General features: G+C 67.7%; 16 protein-coding genes. 12 read left to right on the plus strand and 4 right to left on the minus strand.

Annotated elements, in window-relative coordinates; translation table 11 throughout:
- The 3 genes from sdhD to FB547_RS09155 form a co-directional block, all read right to left on the minus strand.
- The gene (gene sdhD / locus FB547_RS09145) at positions 1–366 is read right to left on the minus strand and encodes a succinate dehydrogenase, hydrophobic membrane anchor protein (RefSeq protein ID WP_028254163.1); all 366 of its coding nucleotides are present in this window, start codon (positions 364–366) and stop codon (positions 1–3) included.
- A 13-nt stretch (positions 367–379) separates the two neighbouring features.
- Positions 380–826: a succinate dehydrogenase, cytochrome b556 subunit gene (sdhC, locus tag FB547_RS09150; protein ID WP_145741490.1), complete on the minus strand. Its 447-nt coding sequence runs from the start codon at positions 824–826 to the stop codon at positions 380–382.
- 227 nt (positions 827–1,053) lie between these two features.
- Positions 1,054–1,812 (minus strand): GntR family transcriptional regulator, encoded by a 759-nt coding sequence (locus tag FB547_RS09155; RefSeq protein ID WP_145741492.1) that lies wholly within the window; start codon positions 1,810–1,812, stop codon positions 1,054–1,056.
- Positions 1,813–1,995: 183 nt separating this feature from the next.
- Here FB547_RS09155 and FB547_RS09160 point away from each other — a divergent pair, with 183 nt between their 5' ends.
- The 6 genes from FB547_RS09160 (at position 1,996) to FB547_RS09185 (ending at position 10,466) form a co-directional block, all read left to right on the plus strand.
- Positions 1,996–2,982, plus strand: a complete 987-nt coding sequence (locus FB547_RS09160) for a malate dehydrogenase (RefSeq protein WP_145741494.1) — start codon at positions 1,996–1,998, stop codon at positions 2,980–2,982.
- Positions 2,983–2,997: 15 nt separating this feature from the next.
- Positions 2,998–3,777, plus strand: coding sequence for a trans-aconitate 2-methyltransferase (gene tam / locus FB547_RS09165; protein ID WP_145741496.1), 780 nt, complete (start codon positions 2,998–3,000; stop codon positions 3,775–3,777).
- Positions 3,774–4,772, plus strand: coding sequence for an HpcH/HpaI aldolase/citrate lyase family protein (locus FB547_RS09170; protein WP_145741498.1), 999 nt, complete (start codon positions 3,774–3,776; stop codon positions 4,770–4,772). The genes tam and FB547_RS09170 overlap by 4 nt, the downstream gene beginning before the upstream one ends.
- A gap of 33 nt (positions 4,773–4,805) precedes the next feature.
- Positions 4,806–5,345 carry a hypothetical protein gene (locus FB547_RS09175; RefSeq protein WP_145741500.1) on the plus strand — a complete coding sequence of 180 codons (540 nt, stop codon included), beginning with the start codon at positions 4,806–4,808 and terminating at the stop codon, positions 5,343–5,345.
- A gap of 81 nt (positions 5,346–5,426) precedes the next feature.
- Positions 5,427–8,015, plus strand: coding sequence for a bifunctional aconitate hydratase 2/2-methylisocitrate dehydratase (locus FB547_RS09180; protein ID WP_145741502.1), 2,589 nt, complete (start codon positions 5,427–5,429; stop codon positions 8,013–8,015).
- A 192-nt stretch (positions 8,016–8,207) separates the two neighbouring features.
- Positions 8,208–10,466, plus strand: coding sequence for an acyl-CoA dehydrogenase (locus FB547_RS09185; protein ID WP_145741504.1), 2,259 nt, complete (start codon positions 8,208–8,210; stop codon positions 10,464–10,466).
- On the opposite strand, the gene FB547_RS09190 is transcribed toward FB547_RS09185, so the two are convergent.
- The gene (locus FB547_RS09190) at positions 10,372–11,217 is read right to left on the minus strand and encodes a helix-turn-helix domain-containing protein (RefSeq protein ID WP_145741506.1); all 846 of its coding nucleotides are present in this window, start codon (positions 11,215–11,217) and stop codon (positions 10,372–10,374) included. The two genes, FB547_RS09185 and FB547_RS09190, sit on opposite strands and share 95 nt — an antisense overlap.
- A 132-nt stretch (positions 11,218–11,349) precedes the next feature.
- On the opposite strand from FB547_RS09190, the gene FB547_RS09195 reads away from it, so the two are divergent.
- From FB547_RS09195 to FB547_RS09220, 6 genes are all read left to right on the plus strand, one after another.
- Positions 11,350–11,763: a hypothetical protein gene (locus tag FB547_RS09195; RefSeq protein WP_145741508.1), complete on the plus strand. Its 414-nt coding sequence runs from the start codon at positions 11,350–11,352 to the stop codon at positions 11,761–11,763.
- 153 nt (positions 11,764–11,916) lie between these two features.
- A complete protein-coding gene (locus FB547_RS09200) occupies positions 11,917–14,784 on the plus strand; it encodes an aconitate hydratase (protein ID WP_145741510.1) in 2,868 nt (955 codons plus the stop codon).
- Complete coding sequence (locus FB547_RS09205) at positions 14,781–15,233, plus strand: metallophosphoesterase family protein (RefSeq protein WP_145741511.1); 453 nt, start codon at positions 14,781–14,783, stop codon at positions 15,231–15,233. The genes FB547_RS09200 and FB547_RS09205 overlap by 4 nt, the downstream gene beginning before the upstream one ends.
- Before the next feature lie 145 nt (positions 15,234–15,378).
- Positions 15,379–15,687: a ferrous iron transport protein A gene (locus tag FB547_RS09210; protein ID WP_026283843.1), complete on the plus strand. Its 309-nt coding sequence runs from the start codon at positions 15,379–15,381 to the stop codon at positions 15,685–15,687.
- Positions 15,680–17,575 (plus strand): ferrous iron transporter B, encoded by a 1,896-nt coding sequence (locus tag FB547_RS09215; RefSeq protein ID WP_145741512.1) that lies wholly within the window; start codon positions 15,680–15,682, stop codon positions 17,573–17,575. The genes FB547_RS09210 and FB547_RS09215 overlap by 8 nt, the downstream gene beginning before the upstream one ends.
- Positions 17,576–17,638: 63 nt before the next feature.
- Entirely contained in the window at positions 17,639–17,932 is a 294-nt protein-coding gene (locus FB547_RS09220) for a DUF6587 family protein (protein WP_145741514.1), read from the plus strand.
- The last annotated feature ends 5 nt before the right edge of the window (positions 17,933–17,937 follow it).

Raw genomic sequence — 17,937 nt, forward strand, 5'->3', positions numbered from 1 at the left:
TCAGATCTTCCAAAGCACTTGAATGGCCCAACCCGCACAACCGACAAGCCAGACGATGGTGAAAATTTGCAGGGCAAGGCGAATGCCGACGGGCTGGACGTAGTCCATCCACACGTCGCGCATGCCGACCCACACGTGATAGAGCAGGGCGGCGATCACCGAGAAGGTCAGCACCTTCATCCACTGCGCCGCGAAGATGCCGGCCCAGAGGTCGTAGCCGATGGGACCGCGCGTGAAGATCAGCTGCGCGAGCAGGATGATCGTGAAGAGCGCCATCAGGCCGCCCGTGATGCGCTGGCTGAGCCAGTCGCGCAAACCGTAGTGCGCGCCGACGACGATGCGCTTGGAGCCGTAATTCACAGACATGGTTGGCTCCTTCTCAGTACAGGCCGAACAACTTGGCGCCGAGCACCAGGGTGAGCAGGATGCTCAGGGCCAGTGTGACCATGGCGGATGTATGGCCGAACTCCTTGGTGACGGCGGCGTGGCTCACGTCCATCCAGAGATGGCGCAGGCCGGCGATGAAGTGGTGCAGGTAGGCCCAGATCAGCGCGAGCGCCACCAGCTTGATGAACCAGCCCGGAACGAAACCAAGGCCGCTGTTGAATGCGGCCTTGAACCTGGCGAAGGAGTAGTCGGACGAAAGCGAGGTGTCGAACATCCAGATGATGAACGGCAGCAGCAGGAACATGAGCACGCCGCTCACGCGGTGCAGGATCGACACGATGCCGGCCGGCGGCAGCCGGTAGGTCGTGAGATCGGTGAAGGCATTGATGTTCCGGAATTCGCGGCGCGGCGGCCGGGGGGGAGTTGCAAGCTCTGTCATTGGGGGGAAGGCTTTCGTGGCTTGATGGCTTGTTCTGAGAGCGAACGCTTTTGTTTCTTCTCGGGGAATGCAAACAACGCAAAATTCTATTGCAATGCACCATTGCGTGGCGGAGGTGCCCGTGTCGGCGCAGCGCTGCAGTCGGATGCTAGGGAGTTCGCGGCGTGTTGCGCACGAATCTTTGGCGCTGCGATGCGGTGGGGTCGTGATGCCATCTGGATGCGCGCTCAGCCGAGCTGGTTGCGGTAGTGGTGCGTGTCGGTGCGATAGAGGCCGCGGCGCAGTTCCATCGGCGTGTCGTGGTAGGTGTGGGCCAGGCGCTCCACGCTCAGCAAAGGCATCTGCAGCGGCACGTCGAGCAGCGCGGCCTGCTCGGCATCGGGCAGCACCGCGCGGATCTTTTCTTCGGCGCGCACCATGCGCACGCCGAATTCGGTTTCGAACATGGCGTACATCGGGCCCGGCCAGGCGCGCAGCCGCTCGGCCGTGAGACCCTTGAACGGCGCGCCGGGAAGCCAGAGGTCCTCGAGGATGGTCGGGACGCCGCCGTAGGCGAGCACGCGCCGCACCTGCAGCACCGCGTCGCCCGTGCGCAGGCCCAGGGCGCGCGCCACATCGGCCGAGGCGCGCTGGCGGCGGCAGTCGACGATGGTGCGCTCGGCGGGGCCTTCGGTGCTTGGCGTGCCGACATCGGGCACGAGCTTGAGGAAGCGGTATTGCACATGCTGCTCGGCATGCGTGGCGACGAAGGTGCCCTTGCCCTGGCGCCGCACCACGAGGTTTTCGGCCGAGAGTTCGTCGATGGCCTTGCGCACCGTGCCCTGGCTCACGCGGTAGCGTACCGCCAGGTCCATCTCGCTGGGAATAGGCTCGCCCGGCTTCCACTCGCCGGCCTGCAGGCTCTGCAGGATCAGCGTCTTGATCTGCTGGTAGAGCGGACTGAAGGAGGGCGTCGCAGAATCTTCGAGGACGGTGGGGACATTCATGGCAGCGGTGGAGGCGCCGTGGCGGAACCCTGGAGCATATCTTATATAAGACATAAGACGAGGCCTGCTGAATCGGCTTAAAATGCGGGCCGGCCTGCGCCGCGGGAAGGATTCCCGCCCTGCAGGACCATCGGCGCCACGCGCGCCCGCCGATACCGTTTCACCACCTTCTGGAGTCTTCCCATGAGCAAAAAACCCGTCCGCGTTGCCGTCACCGGTGCCGCCGGCCAAATCGGTTACGCCCTGTTGTTCCGTATCGCGTCCGGCGAAATGCTCGGCAAGGACCAGCCGGTCATCCTGCAACTGCTCGAGATCCCCGACGAGAAGGCCCAGAAGGCGCTCAAGGGCGTGATGATGGAACTCGACGACTGCGCCTTCCCGCTGCTGGCCGGCATGGAAGCCCATGGCGACCCGATGACCGCCTTCAAGGACGCCGACTACGCCCTCTTGGTCGGTTCGCGTCCGCGCGGCCCGGGCATGGAGCGTGCCGAGCTGCTGGCCGTCAACGGCGCCATCTTCACGGCGCAGGGCAAGGCACTCAACGCCGTGGCCAGCCGCAACGTCAAGGTGCTGGTGGTCGGCAACCCGGCCAACACCAATGCCTACATCGCCATGAAGAGCGCACCCGACCTGCCGCGCAAGAACTTCACCGCCATGCTGCGCCTGGACCACAACCGCGCCGCCAGCCAGATCGCCGCCAAGACCGGCAAGCCCGTGGCCGACATCGAAAAGCTCGTCGTCTGGGGCAACCACTCGCCCACGATGTACGCCGACTACCGCTTTGCCACCATCAAGGGCGAGAGCGTCGCCAAGATGATCAACGACCAGGAATGGAACGCCAACACCTTCCTGCCGACCGTCGGCAAGCGCGGCGCGGCCATCATCGAGGCCCGTGGCCTGTCGTCGGCCGCCTCGGCCGCCAACGCCGCCATCGACCACATGCGCGACTGGGCCCTGGGCACCAACGGCAAGTGGGTCACCATGGGCATCCCGTCGGACGGCCAGTACGGCATTCCGAAGGACACGATGTTCGGCTTCCCCGTCACCTGTGAAAACGGCGAGTACAAGCTGGTCGAAGGCCTGGAAATCGACGCATTCAGCCAGGAACGCATCAACAAGACGCTCGAAGAGCTGCAAGGCGAACAAGCCGGCGTTGCGCACCTGATCTAAGCAGGACCGGCCGGCATGCTCGACTGGAACCCCGCGCTCTACCGTCGCTACGAGGACGAGCGCACCCGCCCCGCACAGGAACTCCTGGCGCGGGTGCCGTTGCCGGAGGCGGCCCGCGTGGTCGATCTCGGCTGCGGCCCGGGCAATTCCACCGAACTGCTGGCCAATCGGTTCCCGCAGGCGCAAGTCGTCGGGACCGACAACTCCGAAGCCATGCTGGTCAGCGCGCGCGAGCGCCTGCCGCAGGCGCGCTTCGAGTTGAGCGACATCGCGACCTGGGCGCCGCAAGACGAAGCGCCCGACCTCATTTACGCCAATGCAGCCCTGCAGTGGGTGCCGGATCACGAGCAGCTGATCCCGCGCCTGTTCGCTGCGCTGGCCCCCGGTGGCGTGCTCGCCATCCAGATGCCCGACAACCGCGAGGAGCCCACGCACCGCCTGATGCGCGCCGTGGCCGCCGAGGCGCCCTGGGCCGAGCCCATCGGCAATGCCGACCGGCTGCGCACCTTGCTGCTGCCGCTGGGCGGCTACTACGACCTGCTCGCGCCCGCCGCGGCCAAAGTCGATGTGTGGCACACCATCTACCAGCACCCGATGGCCGATGCCGCCGCCATCGTCGAATGGGTGCGCGGCACCGGGCTGAAGCCCTTCGTCGACCGCCTGCCGGCCGACCTGCAGGCCAGCTACCTGGCCGAATACGAGCGCCGCGTGGACCAGGCCTATCCGGCGCGCACCGACGGCAAGCGGCTGCTGGCCTTCCCGCGCATGTTCATCGTGGCGCAGAGAAAAGCATGACAAAAGCCGTTCATCCCGCCGAAGTGCTGCTCGGCGCGCAGGCCGGGGCGGTGAGCCTGCCCGTGTGCGACCACTACAGCGGCGTCGAGGCGCGCATGAAGAAGAGCCTCGCGCTGCAGGCCGAGATGGCCGACGAATTCGGCGCCTGCGTGTTCGACGTCACCCTCGATTGCGAAGACGGCGCCCCCGTGGGCGGCGAGGCGGAGCATGCCGTGCTGGTGACCGAACTGGCATTGGCAGCCAAGCCCGGCATGCGCGTGGGCGTGCGCGTCCACCCGGTGGACCATCCCGCCTTTGCCGGTGACGTGATCACCATCGCCGGCCGCGCCGGCCACCGGCTCAGCCACCTGATGGTGCCCAAGGTCGAGTCCGTGGCCGACGTGGCGCAGGCGGTGGCGGCGCTCGAGGCGGCCGATGCCGATGCGCTGCCGCTGCATGTGCTGATCGAATCGCCGCTGGCCGTGCACAACGCGTTCGAGATCGCGGCGCATCCGCGCGTGCAATCGCTGAGTTTCGGCCTGATGGACTTCGTTTCCGCCCATGCGGGCGCCATCCCCGCCGATGGCATGGGTGCGGTCGGCCAGTTCACGCATCCGCTGGTGGTGCGCGCCAAGCTGGCCATCGCATCCGCCGCGCATGCCTACGGCAAGGTGCCTTCGCATTGCGTGGTCACCGAGTTCAACGACACCGGTGCCATGCGCCTGGCGGCCCGCAAGGCCGCCGCCGAATTCGGCTACACGCGCATGTGGAGCATCCATCCGAACCAGATCCGGCCCATTCTGGAGGCTTTTGCGCCCGATGAGGCGCAGATTCAAGTTGCCACAAAAATCATTACAAATGCGGCCCTCGCAAATTGGGCGCCGACGCAAATTGATGGCACATTGCACGACCGCGCGAGCTATCGCCATTTCTGGCAAGTGCTGACGCGTGCCCACGCAACAGGGCGCGCGCTGCCGCCAGAAGCCAAAACGTGGTTTGCACTCGCGGCCTCCTGAAACTTCCGAATCCAGCCTCAAGGAAACACACCCATGAAGAAAATTGCCCTGATCGCCGCCCTGGCCCTGGCGCTTCCGTTCGCTGCCAGCGCGCAGACCACCCCCGCCAAGTCCGAAGCCAAGAAGGCGCCCGCCAAGAAGCAGGTCACCCGCAAGGCCGCCAAGGCCGTCGAGGAAGTGACGCCCATTGCCGATGAAACCAACATCGTGCTGACCGACGCCGACCTGGCCGTGGCCCAGCGCGTTTCGGTCGGCAAGGCCCAGTGCGAACTCGGCGCGGACGTGACCGTGACGGCCGACGAGAAGAAGCCCGGCTTCTTCAACGTGTCGACCAAGGGCGTGAAGTACCGCATGCACCCGGTCGAAAGCCGCACCGGCGCCATCCGCCTCGAAGACCCCCGTGCCGGCGCCATGTGGCTGCAGCTGGGCAACAAGTCGATGCTGATGAACCAGAAGGCTGGCCTGCGCATTGCCGACGAATGCCAGACGGCCGAGCAGGTCGCGTTTTCCGAAGAAATGAAGAAGAACCCGCCCAAGAGCCTGTTCGAAGGCGCTGACCCGGCCAAGAAGTAAGAGAGTCCCACACACGGGGTGCGGCGCGGCTCTTGCTTGCCGTGCCGCGCACCCGCAAGCCCAGTTTCCGGAGAAAAGAAGATGTTGCAAGCCTACGTTGACCATGTTGCCGAACGCGCCGCGCTCGGTATTCCGCCGCTGCCATTGAGCGCGAAGCAAACCGCCGAAGCCATCGAGCTCCTCAAGAGCGCGAATGCCAAGGACGGCGCCTTCCTGCTCGATCTGCTCACCCATCGCGTGCCCGCCGGCGTCGACGACGCGGCCAAGGTCAAGGCGAGCTACCTGGCGGCCGTGGCCCACGGCACCGAGAAGAACGCATTCATCTCGCGTGCGCGTGCCACCGAATTGCTCGGCACCATGCTCGGCGGCTACAACATCAGCCCGATGATCGACCTGCTCGACGACGCCGAAGTGGGCGCCGTGGCAGCCGAGGGCCTGAAGAAAACCCTGCTGATGTTCGACCAGTTCCACGACGTGAAGGAAAAGGCCGACAAGGGCAACGCCCACGCCAAGGGCGTGCTGCAGAGCTGGGCCGACGCCGAATGGTTCACCAGCCGCCCTGAAGTGCCGCAGAGCATCACGGTCAGCATCTTCAAGGTGGCCGGTGAAATCAACACCGACGACCTCTCTCCCGCACCCGACGCCACCACGCGTCCCGACATTCCGATGCACGCCCTGGCGATGCACAAGAACGCCCGCCCCGGCATCGTCCCTGAAGAAGACGGCAAGCGCGGCCCGGTGAAGTTCATCGAGGACCTGCGCGCGCGCGGCCACCTCGTGGCCTATGCCGGCGACGTGGTCGGCACCGGCTCCTCGCGCAAGAGCGCCACCAACTCGGTGCTGTGGTTCACGGGCGAAGACATTCCCTTCGTGCCCAACAAGCGTTTCGGCGGCGTCTGCCTCGGCGGCAAGATCGCGCCGATCTTCTACAACACCATGGAAGACTCGGGCGCGCTGCCCATCGAGCTCGACGTGAGCCAGATGAACATGGGCGACGTGGTCGAGCTGCGCCCCTACGAAGGCAAGGCGCTGAAGGACGGCAAGGTCATCGCCGAATTCAAGGTCAAGAGCGACGTGCTGTTCGACGAAGTGCGTGCCGGCGGCCGCATTCCGCTGATCATCGGCCGCGGCCTCACGGCCAAGGCGCGCGAGGCGCTGGGCCTGCCGGCCTCGACGCTGTTCCGCCTGCCGCAAAGCCCGGTCGACACCAAGAAGGGCTTCTCGCTCGCGCAGAAGATGGTCGGCCGCGCCTGCGGCCTGCCCGAAGGCCAGGGCGTGCGCCCCGGCACCTACTGCGAACCCAAGATGACCTCGGTCGGCTCGCAGGACACCACCGGCCCGATGACGCGCGACGAGCTCAAGGACCTGGCCTGCCTGGGCTTCTCGGCCGACCTCGTGATGCAGTCGTTCTGCCACACGGCGGCCTACCCGAAGAAGGTCGACGTCAAGATGCACCATGAACTGCCCGAGTTCATGGCCAACCGCGGCGGCGTCTCGCTGCGCCCGGGCGACGGCGTGATCCATTCCTGGCTCAACCGCCTGCTGACGCCCGACACCGTGGGCACCGGCGGCGACAGCCACACCCGCTTCCCGATCGGCATCAGCTTCCCCGCGGGCTCCGGCCTCGTGGCCTTCGCGGCCGCCACCGGCGTGATGCCGCTGGACATGCCCGAATCGGTGCTCGTGCGCTTCAAGGGCAAGATGCAGCCCGGCGTCACGCTGCGCGACCTGGTCAACGCGATTCCGCTGTACGCCATCAAGAGCGGCCTGCTCACGGTCGAGAAGAAGGGCAAGAAGAACATCTTCTCGGGCCGCATCCTCGAGATCGAAGGCCTGCCGGACCTGAAGGTGGAACAGGCCTTCGAATTGAGCGACGCGTCCGCGGAGCGCTCGGCCGCCGGCTGCACGGTGCACCTGAACAAGGAACCGATCATCGAGTACATCAACAGCAACATCACGCTGATGAAGTGGATGATTGCCGAAGGCTACGCCGACGCCCGCACGCTGCAGCGCCGCATCGCCGCGCAGGAAGCCTGGCTCGCGGACCCGCAGCTGCTCAAGGGCGATGCCGACGCCGACTACGCCGCCGTGATCGAGATCGACCTGGCCGAGATCCACGAACCCATCGTGGCCTGCCCGAACGACCCTGACGACGTGAAGACGCTCAGCGACGTGGCCGGCGCCGTGATCGACGAAGTGTTCATCGGCTCGTGCATGACCAACATCGGCCACTTCCGCGCTGCGTCGAAGCTGCTCGAAGGCAAGCGCGACATCCCGGTCAAGCTGTGGATTGCACCGCCCACCAAGATGGACGCACAGCAGCTCACCGAGGAAGGCCATTACGGCGTGTTCGGCAATGCCGGTGCACGCACCGAGATGCCGGGCTGCTCGCTGTGCATGGGCAACCAGGCGCAGGTGCGCGAAGGCGCCACGGTGATGTCCACCAGCACCCGCAACTTCCCGAACCGCCTGGGCAAGAACACCAACGTGTACCTGGGCTCGGCCGAACTGGCCGCGATCTGCTCGCGCCTGGGCCGCATCCCGACGCGCGAGGAGTACATGGCCGCGACCGGCGTGCTCGATGCATCGAGCGCGCAGATCTACCAGTACCTGAACTTCGACAAGATCGACGACTACAAGACCGAAGCCGGCGCCGCCGTCGCGGCCTGATCCTCAGGCGGTTCGTACATTGGACAGGGGCCCCGCTTCGGCGGGGCTTTCTTGCGTCTGGGGTGCCGCTTTTGACTGCCTCCCCGGCCGTCTCCGACACGCAAGGGCGCCCTCGGCCGGCCGGGAGAGCGGGCCTCTCCGACAAGAATGGCTTGTCTCCGCCGCTTGTCGCGGAGAACAAGGAGACACGCCATGCCTTTGGCCTCTCTGGTCGGCCGATGGGCCATGCGGCCGTTTTCCAGGGCGCTGCCGCCGCTCGGCGACACCGAGCGCGCCGCGCTCGAGGCCGGCACCGTCGGCTTCGAAGGCCTGCTTTTTGCGGGGCGCCCGGACTTCGACCTGCTCTCGGCCATGGGGCCCAACCGGCTCAGCGAGCGCGAGCAATCCTTCATCGACCACGAGGTGCGCGAGCTGTGCCGCATGCTCGACGACCACGCCATCGACCAGGCGCGCGACCTGCCGCCCGAGGTGTGGCGCTACCTGCGCAACAAGCGCTTCTTCGGAATGATCATTCCCGAGCAGTTCGGCGGCCTCGGGTTCGGCCACTACGCGCACGCCACGGTGGTGGCGCGCATCGCCACCGTCAACATCGCCGCTGCCGTGACCGTGATGGTGCCCAACTCGCTTGGCCCGGCGGAGCTGCTGCTGCGCTACGGCACCGACGCGCAGAAGTCGCGCTACCTGCCACGCCTGGCCGATGGCCGCGAGCTTCCGTGCTTCGGGCTGACCTCGCCCTACGCGGGCTCCGATGCGGCGGCCATTCCGGACCGCGGCGTCATGGTCGAGCGCGAGTTCGGCGGCCGACGCACGCGCGGCTTCCTGGTCGATTTCGACAAGCGCTACATCACGCTCGCGCCCGTTGCCACCGTCGTGGGGCTCGCCTTCCATGCGGTGGACGAGAGCAGGCCCGAGGGCGAGCGCGAGCTCGGCATCACCTGCGCGCTGATTCCGGTGCCGCACGAAGGCATGGAGATCGGCCGGCGCCACCGCCCGATGGACAGCGCCTTCATGAACGGCCCGATCCATGGCCGCCAGGTGTTCGTGCCGGTGGACTGGGTGATCGGCGGCGAAAAGCAGGTGGGCCAGGGCTGGCGCATGCTGATGGAGTGCCTGGCGGCGGGCCGCGCCATCTCGCTGCCCGCGCTCGGCTCGGCCATGCAGCAGACCGCGCTCTACGTGAGCAACGGCTATGGCCAGATCCGCGAGCAGTTCGGCCTTCCGATCGGCAAGTTCCATGCGGTTGCGGGGCTGGTCGCGCAGATGTCGGCCGAGCTCTATGCGAGCGATGCGGCGCGGCGCTTCACCGCGGCCGCGCTGGACAAGGGCGAGCGGCCGAGCGTGGCCAGCGCGATCCTCAAGGTGCAGCTCACGGAGGCCGGGCGGCGGGCCGTGAACCACGGCATGGACATCCTGGGCGGCAAGGGCATCATCGCGGGGCCGTCGAACCTGCTCGGCGTGTCGTACCGGCAGGCGCCGATCGCCATCACGGTGGAGGGCGCCAACATCCTGACGCGCGCGCTCATCGTGTTCGGCCAGGGCGCGATCCGCTGCCACCCGCATGTGCTTGACGAAATGACGGCCGTGCAGGCGCGGGACGAGACGGCGCTGGGCCGGGCGCTGATCGCGCACGGCAAGCACGTGGCCGCCAATCTGTGGCACAGCCTGTTCGGTGCGCCGGTGCTGGGCGAGCCGCCCGAGGCGCTGGCCTGCGAGGCGCGGCTGATCGCGCGCATGAGCGCCAAGTACGCGCTCACCGCCGACCTGGCCATGGGCCTGCTCGGCGGCCGGCTCAAGCGCATGGAACTGCTGTCGGCGCGGCTGGGCGACGTGCTCGCGCACCTGTACCTGGCCAGTGCCAGCGTGTGGCGCTATCGGGTCGATGCGGCGCCCGAATTGCTGCCCTTTGCGCAGGCCGCGATCCGGCTGCAGCTGGACGAGGCGGGGAAGATCCTGCGCGACCTGTATGCCAACCTGCCGACCGCCGGCCGGCGCGTGATCGGTGCGCTGGTGCTGCGCCGCACCGCGCACCTGGCGCCGCTGCGCGACGTGCAGCTGATGGCGCTGGCCGAGCTGCTGCGCACCAATCCGCGCATCGTCCAGCGGCTGGCGCCGGACCTCAGCGAGCCCGCGGCCGGCGGCCTGCGCGACCTGATGCGCGCGATGGAACTGGGCGAGCAGCTCGGTGGCGACACCGCGGCCGTGCTCAACAAGGCGCTGCGGCGTACCCGCTCGTTCGAGGAGGCCGCATGCTCGGCACCCGATCCGGGACTGGCGCTCGCCTATCTCAAGGCCGCCGACAAGGTGATCCAGGTCGACGACTTCGAAGGTCCCGCGCAGCAGCAGGCGCGCGCGGCGCTCAGCCGGCCGGCTGCGCCGCCAGTGCAGCCAGCGCCGCGGCCGTCTGCGCATCGGCCGGAAAGAAGGACTCCACCGCCAGTTCCTGCAAAGTGACGTCCACCGGCGTGCCGAAGATGGTGGTGGTGCTGATGAAGCTCAGCACGCCGCTCGGCGTGGCCAGCTGAAAGGGCACCACCACGCCCGAAAGCTCCGTGTCGGCAGCGGACGTGTCGTGGCTCACCTGCGGCGCGGGATAGGCTGCGAGCTCGTCGTGCAGGGCCTGCAGCACCGCGTCGCCGGTGGCCGCAATCTGCTGCTGCAGCCGTTCGAGCAGATGGGCACGCCACTGCGCGAAGTTGGCGATGCGCGAAGCCAGGCCCTCGGGATGCAGGCTCAGTCGCAGCACGTTGATGGGCGCCTTCACCAGTTCGGGGGCGGCGCCGGCCATCAGCATCGGCACCAGCGCGTTGTGCGCCACCAGGTTCCAGTGCCGGTCGACGGCCAGCGCAGGGAACGGCTCATGGCCCTTGAGCACCAGGTCCACCGCGCGCCGGGCCGAGGCCATGGCCGGATCGTCGAGCGAGCGCTGCCGGTACATCGGCGCGAAGCCCGCGGCCACCAGCAGCGCATTGCGCTCGCGCAGCGGCACGTCGAGCCGCTCGGCCAGGCGCAGCACCATCTCGCGGCTGGGCGCGGCGCGGCCGGTCTCCACATAGCTCAGGTGGCGGGTCGAGACCTCGGCTTCCTGCGCCAGGTCGAGCTGGCTGAGCCGGCGGCGGGTGCGCCAGTGCCGCAGGTGGGCGCCGACCGGATCGCGCGCGCCGGGCTGGCCGGCCGGGGTGGAGTGGGTGCGGGTGGTGTTCATGGACGGCATTCTGGCGCGGTGCCGATGCCGCGCCATGACCTCCGAGGTCATCGACGCGACGCAGGCGGCGCGGAATCATCGGCTCCAACGCGGCAGGACTGGCTTGCGGCGTACCACCCGAAGGAGATTCTCATGTCCGTCTTTGCATCCCCCCGCTTCCTGCCCAACGTGATGTGGGCCGACGCCGCGTCCTGCGCCGCGACCGGTGCGCTGCAGGTCGGGTTCACCGGCGCGCTTGCCGGGCTGACCGGCCTGCCGGCGCCGCTGCTCATGGGAACCGGTGTGTTCCTGCTGGCCTATGCCGCCGCTGCGGCCTGGATGGCCAGCCGCCGCACGCCACCGCGCACGCTGATCGGCCTTGTGGTGGCCGGCAACTTCGGCTGGGCCGTGGCCTGCATCGCGCTGCTGGTGAGCGGCGCCTTCGCGGTCACGGCGCTGGGCACGGCCTGGGTGCTGGCGCAGGCGCTGTGCGTGGTGGTGCTGGCCGAGCTGCAATGGACCGGCCTGCGCCGCACGCGCGGCGGTGCGGGCATGGCCTTGGCCTGAGTGCGCGGGATGCCGGCAACGCCCATTCATCCGGCATTTTTCGCGATGAGGAACGTCGCGTGTCGAAGGCGTGCGATGGAAGACCGATTACAGCAACTGACATCGTTCCCCGCTATCCTTGAAGAGCTTCCACGAACAATCAGGAGTTCCTCAATGGCCAAAGCACCGGCGCACGCCTTTGCGTCCACCCTCAAGACCTTCAAGACCGCATCAGGCAAGTCCGGCAAATACTGGTCGCTGAAGGAGCTGGCCAAGCAATATCCCAGCGTCGAACGGCTGCCGGTGTCGATCCGCATCGTGCTCGAGTCGGTGCTGCGCAACTGCGACGGCAAGAAGGTCTCGGCCAAGCATGTCGAAGAGCTGGCCCGCTGGGCGCCCAATGCCGACCGCATCGACGAGATCCCGTTCGTCGTCACCCGCGTGGTGCTGCAGGACTTCACCGGCGTGCCGCTGCTGGCCGACCTGGCCGCCATGCGCAGCGTGGCCGCCAAGCTCGGCAAGTCGCCCAAGACCATCGAGCCGCTGGTGCCGGTCGACCTGGTGGTCGACCACTCCGTGATGGTCGACTACTACGGCACGCCCAAGGCGCTCGACCTCAACATGAAGCTGGAATTCCAGCGCAACAACGAGCGCTACCAGTTCATGAAGTGGGGCATGCAGGCCTTCGACACCTTCGGCGTGGTGCCGCCGGGCTTCGGCATCGTGCACCAGGTCAACCTCGAATACTTTGCGCGCGGCGTCTACAAGAGCTCGAGCGACAACGCCGAGGTGCCGGTGTACTACCCCGACTCGCTGGTGGGCACCGACAGCCACACCACCATGATCAACGGCGTGGGCGTGGTCGGATGGGGCGTGGGCGGCATCGAGGCCGAGGCCGCCATGCTGGGCCAGCCGGTGTACATGCTGACGCCCGACGTGGTGGGCTTCGAGCTCACCGGCAAGCTGCGCGAAGGCGTCACGGCCACCGACCTGGTGCTGTACGTCACGGCCATCCTGCGGGCCGAAAAAGTGGTGGGCAAGTTCGTCGAATTCTTCGGTCCCGGCGCCGCCTCCATCGCGGTGCCCGACCGCGCCACCATCGGCAACATGGCGCCCGAGTACGGCGCCACCATGGGCTTCTTCCCGGTCGATGAAATGACAGTGGCCTACTTCGAGGGCACGGGCCGCACCAGGGAGGAGGTCGAGCGCTTCGAGGCCTACTACAAGGCGCAGGGCCTGTTCGGCATGCCGGCGCCCGGCGACATCGACTACACCAAGATCGTCAAGCTCGACCTGGGCACGGTGTCGCCGAGCCTGGCGGGCCCGAAGCGGCCGCAGGACCGCATCGACCTGGGCCATCTGTCGACCAAGTTCGCCGAACTCTTCAGCAAGCCCAACGACGCCAACGGCTTCAACCAGCCGGCCGAGCGCCTGAAGCTGCGTTATCCGCTCGCCGTGAACGGCCAGGGCGACGACGAGGAGGCCGCGCCGCCGCCGCCGGGCGCGCCGCGCGACGTGGTCGAGATGGTGGCCAACCGCTCGACCAAGGCGGCCGCCCATGTGAGCGCCACGGCGCCATCGTCGCCCAAGAACGGCGTGACCATCGGCAACGGCGACGTGCTGATCGCGGCGATCACCTCGTGCACCAACACCTCCAACCCGAGCGTGATGCTCGCGGCCGGCCTGCTGGCCAAGAAGGCGGTGGAGGCGGGCCTCACGGTCAAGCCGCACGTCAAGACCTCGCTCGCACCGGGTTCGCGCATCGTCACCGAATACCTCGAGAAGGCGGGCCTGCTGCCGTACCTCGAGAAGCTGGGCTTCTACCTGGCCGGCTACGGCTGCACCACCTGCATCGGCAACGCGGGCGACCTCACGCCCGAGATCAACGACGCCATCGTCAAGAACGACCTCGTCGGCGCGGCCGTGCTCTCGGGCAACCGCAACTTCGAGGCGCGCATCCATCCGAACCTGAAGGCCAACTTCCTGGCTTCTCCGCCGCTGGTGGTGGCTTTCGCGATCGCGGGCAACGTGATGGTCGACCTGATGACCGAGCCCGTGGGCAAGGGCCGGAACGGCAAGGACGTGTACCTGGGCGACATCTGGCCCAGCCCGAAGGAGATCGACCAGAACCTGCGCCATGCGATGAACGCCAAGTCGTTCCGCGCCAACTACGACAAGGTCAAGACCGACCCGGGCAAGTTCTGGAGCAGCATCAAGGGCACGACGGGGCAGGTCTACGACTGGCCCAAGTCGACCTACATCGCCGAGCCGCCGTTCTTCGAGGGCTTCAAGATGGAGCCGCACGCCTCGGACGCAGGCTTCAAGGGCGCGCGGATCATGGCGCTGTTCGGCGACTCGATCACCACCGACCACATCTCGCCGGCCGGCTCCATCAAGGAAAGCTCGCCCGCGGGGATCTGGCTCAAGGCGCACGGCGTGGCCAAGGCCGACTTCAACAGCTACGGCTCGCGGCGCGGCAACCACGACGTGATGATGCGCGGCACCTTCGCCAACGTGCGCATCAAGAACCTGATGATCCCGCCCGACGTCAACGGCACGCAGGAAGAGGGCGGCGTCACGCTGTTCCAGCCCGGCAACCAGAAGATGTTCATCTATGACGCCGCCATGAAGTACATGGAGCAGGGCGTGCCGACGGTGGTCTTCGGCGGCGAGGAATACGGCACCGGCTCGTCGCGCGACTGGGCCGCCAAGGGCACCCAGTTGCTGGGCATCAAGGCCGTGGTGGCGCGCAGCTTCGAGCGCATCCACCGCGCCAACCTGGTCGGCATGGGCGTGCTGCCGCTGCAGTTCCGCGGCGCCGATTCATGGCAGGCGCTGGGCCTCGTGGGCGACGAGAAGATCGACGTGGTGATCGGCGGCGAGCTCAAGCCGCAGATGGACGTGAAGCTCGTGGTGCACCGCGCCGACGGCAGCCACCAGGAAGTGACGGTGCGCCTGCGCATCGACACGCCTATCGAGGTCGACTACTACAAGCACGGCGGCATCCTGCCGTTCGTGCTCAGGCAGCTGCTCGCGGCTTGACCCGCGTCGGCCTCATCTCCGACACCCACGGCCTGCTGCGCCCGGAGGCCGTGGCGGCGCTGCAGGGCAGCGACTTCATCGTGCATGGCGGGGACATCGGCGATGCCGGCATCCTCGAGGCGCTGGCCGCCATCGCGCCCTTGACGGTGGTGCGGGGCAACAACGACCGCGAGCCCTGGGCCGAGCGCATTCCGGAAACGGCCCTGCTGAACGCCGGCGGCGTGCTCGTGCATGCGATACACGACCTGTCCCGGCTCGCCGCCGCCTCCGCCGGGGTTCGCGTGGTGGTCTCCGGCCACTCCCACAAGCCGAAGATCGAGGAGCGCGGTGGCGTGCTCTACGTCAACCCGGGCAGCGCCGGGCCGCGCCGATTTAAATTGCCAATTGCAATGGCTGAGCTCATTGTCGATGGCGATGCCGTGTCGGCGCGCATCATTGAACTGGGCTGAATGCGTCGTGAGCAGCCGGAATCCGGCCAAAAAAGAACCCGGTCCGCGAGGTCAAAGGGGCTTCGTCAGGTTTCTGCGATTGAGAATTGATAGCATCTAGCTTTTGCTCCATTGGCGCGCCTGGAATCCGGCGCACTTTCTTACCGTGCAAACCAACCATTTCGGGGCCGCGCCGGCATCTTCCGGCCTGCGGCTCGACCAGCTTCCCGACAACCAGTGGGCCACCGTGCTCGACGTGGCACGGCCCGAGGGGGCGGACGACCGCGAGCTCGTGCTGCGACTGACCGAGATCGGCTTCGTGCCGGGCGAGGCCGTGCGCATCGTTGCCCGCGGCCTGCCGGGGCGTGAACCGCTGGCGGTGCGGCTGGGCCACACCACCTTTGCATTGCGGCGCCATGAGGCCGCATTGATCCACGTGGCGCCGGGTCTGGCGGAGGGCGCAAGCCATGGTTGAGGCCGTCATCCAGGGACCGGGGCGCCTTGCGGCCACGGCGCAGCCGGCGCGCATCGCGCTGCTGGGCAATCCGAACTGCGGCAAGACGGCGCTGTTCAACCTGCTCACCGGCAGCCGCCAGAAGGTGGCCAACTATGCCGGCGTGACGGTCGAGCGCAAGGAAGGCTCGCTTCGCACCGCGTCGGGCCGGCGCGTGTTCGTGCTCGACCTGCCGGGCGCCTACAGCCTCAACGCGCTCAGCGTGGACGAGGCCGTGACGCGCGACGTGGTCACGGGCAAGAGCAGCGAGCCCCTGCCCGACCTGCTGGTGTGCGTGACCGACGCCACCAACCTGCGGCTCAACCTGCGGCTCGTGCTCGAAGCCAAGCGCCTGGGCCTGCCGATGGTGGTGGCGCTCAACATGACCGACATGGCCAGGAAGCAGGGCATCGCGGTCGATACGGCCGTGCTGTCGCGCGAACTGGGCGTGCCGGTCATCGAGACCGTGGGCGTGCAGTCGGGCGGCGCGCAGGGCCTGCTCGAAGCCCTCGATGCGCCGGTGGCCGCCGCGGCGCCGCTGCCCTGGCAGGCGCCGGGGCTGGACGACGTGCTGGCCACGCAGCGCGAAGTGCGCCGCATCCTGGCGCTGGCCGTGCGCGAGCCGGTCGGCAGCCTGGCCACCAGCGACCGCATCGACCGCGTGGTGATGCACCCGGTGTGGGGCCTGCTGGTGCTCGCGGTCACGATGTTCCTGATGTTCCAGGCCGTGTTCAGCTGGGCCAACGTGCCCATGGACGCCATCAAGGCCGCGACCGAGGGCCTGGGCAACCTGCTGAAGGCCCACATGCCCGAAGGCATGCTGCAGAGCCTGCTGGTCGACGGCGTGATTGCCGGCGTGGGCGGCGTGATCGTGTTCCTGCCGCAGATCCTGATCCTGTTCCTGTTCATCCTGGCGCTGGAAGACTCGGGCTACCTGCCGCGCGCGGCCTTCCTGCTGGACCGCGTGATGGGTACGGTGGGCCTGTCGGGCCGCTCCTTCATTCCGCTGCTGTCGAGCTTCGCCTGCGCCATTCCGGGCGTGATGGCTACGCGCACCATCAGCAACTGGCGCGACCGCATCACCACCATCATGATCGCGCCGCTCATGACCTGCTCGGCGCGCCTGCCGGTCTATGCGCTGCTGATCGCGGCCTTCATTCCGGCGCGCACCGTGGGCGGCGTGTTCAACCTGCAGGGCGTGGTGCTGTTCGCGCTCTATGTCTTCGGCATCGTGTCGGCCATGGCGGTGGCGTGGGTGATGAAGCGCTTCCGCGACAACAAGCAGCACTCGCCGCTGATGATGGAGCTGCCGGCCTACCGCTGGCCCAATGTGCGCAACCTGGCGCTGGGGCTCTACGAGCGGGCGTGGATCTTCATCCAGCGCGTGGGCACGATCATCCTCACGCTCACGATCCTGCTGTGGTTCCTGTCGACCTTCCCGTCGCCGCCCGAAGGCGCCACGGGGCCGGCCATCCAGTACAGCCTGGCGGGCATAATCGGCCGCGGCCTGGAGCACATCTTCGCGCCCATCGGCTTCAACTGGCAGATCTCCATCGCGCTGGTGCCGGGCATGGCGGCGCGCGAAGTGGCGGTGGGTGCGCTCGGCACGGTGTATGCGCTCTCGGCCAGCGGCGACGACGTGGCCGGCCAGCTCGAGCCGCTGATCGCGGGCAGCTGGTCGCTCGCCACGGCGCTGTCGCTGCTGGTCTGGTACGTGTTTGCGCCGCAGTGCATCTCGACCTTGGCGGCGGTCAAGCGCGAAACCGGCTCATGGAAGTACGTCTGGATCATGGCCGGCTACCTGTTCGCGCTGGCCTACCTGGCATGCTTCATCACCTACCACGTGGCGCTGGCGCTGGGCGCCGGATGACCTGCCGCAAGGTTTGCGCGATGTTTCTGGGTTAGTCTCGAACGCGCCTTGGAGTAAACGGACATGACACAGCAATTGATCGTCGGATTGATCGTCGCGGCCGCCGCGTTCTATGCGGTCTGGCGCTGGATGCCCGCGGGCTGGCGGCGCAGTGCCGCGCACAAGCTCGCGGCCGGCACGTACCGCGCCGGGCTGGTCGACCAGCAGCGCGCCGAGCAGCTGGCGGCTTCGCTTGCCAAGACCTCGGGCTGCGGCTCCTGCGACAGCTGCGGCAGCTGCGGTCCGAAGACGCCCGCCAACAAACCATCCGAATCCGAAAAAGCCGGCCACAGCCCGCTGTCCACGCACAGCCGCTGAGGCCG

The sequence above is a fragment of the Variovorax beijingensis genome (assembly GCF_007828835.1).
GTDB classification, from domain to species: domain Bacteria; phylum Pseudomonadota; class Gammaproteobacteria; order Burkholderiales; family Burkholderiaceae_C; genus Variovorax; species Variovorax beijingensis_A.

Bases quoted from the DNA above. Each gene is read 5' to 3' on its own strand.
- sdhD (WP_028254163.1), bottom strand. From the start codon at position 366: ATGTCTGTGAATTACGGCTCCAAGCGCATCGTCGTCGGCGCGCACTAC.
- sdhC (WP_145741490.1), bottom strand. From the start codon at position 826: ATGACAGAGCTTGCAACTCCCCCCCGGCCGCCGCGCCGCGAATTCCGG.
- FB547_RS09155 (WP_145741492.1), bottom strand. From the start codon at position 1,812: ATGAATGTCCCCACCGTCCTCGAAGATTCTGCGACGCCCTCCTTCAGT.
- FB547_RS09160 (WP_145741494.1), top strand. From the start codon at position 1,996: ATGAGCAAAAAACCCGTCCGCGTTGCCGTCACCGGTGCCGCCGGCCAA.
- tam (WP_145741496.1), top strand. From the start codon at position 2,998: ATGCTCGACTGGAACCCCGCGCTCTACCGTCGCTACGAGGACGAGCGC.
- FB547_RS09170 (WP_145741498.1), top strand. From the start codon at position 3,774: ATGACAAAAGCCGTTCATCCCGCCGAAGTGCTGCTCGGCGCGCAGGCC.
- FB547_RS09175 (WP_145741500.1), top strand. From the start codon at position 4,806: ATGAAGAAAATTGCCCTGATCGCCGCCCTGGCCCTGGCGCTTCCGTTC.
- FB547_RS09180 (WP_145741502.1), top strand. From the start codon at position 5,427: ATGTTGCAAGCCTACGTTGACCATGTTGCCGAACGCGCCGCGCTCGGT.
- FB547_RS09185 (WP_145741504.1), top strand. From the start codon at position 8,208: ATGCCTTTGGCCTCTCTGGTCGGCCGATGGGCCATGCGGCCGTTTTCC.
- FB547_RS09190 (WP_145741506.1), bottom strand. From the start codon at position 11,217: ATGAACACCACCCGCACCCACTCCACCCCGGCCGGCCAGCCCGGCGCG.
- FB547_RS09195 (WP_145741508.1), top strand. From the start codon at position 11,350: ATGTCCGTCTTTGCATCCCCCCGCTTCCTGCCCAACGTGATGTGGGCC.
- FB547_RS09200 (WP_145741510.1), top strand. From the start codon at position 11,917: ATGGCCAAAGCACCGGCGCACGCCTTTGCGTCCACCCTCAAGACCTTC.
- FB547_RS09215 (WP_145741512.1), top strand. From the start codon at position 15,680: ATGGTTGAGGCCGTCATCCAGGGACCGGGGCGCCTTGCGGCCACGGCG.
- FB547_RS09220 (WP_145741514.1), top strand. From the start codon at position 17,639: ATGACACAGCAATTGATCGTCGGATTGATCGTCGCGGCCGCCGCGTTC.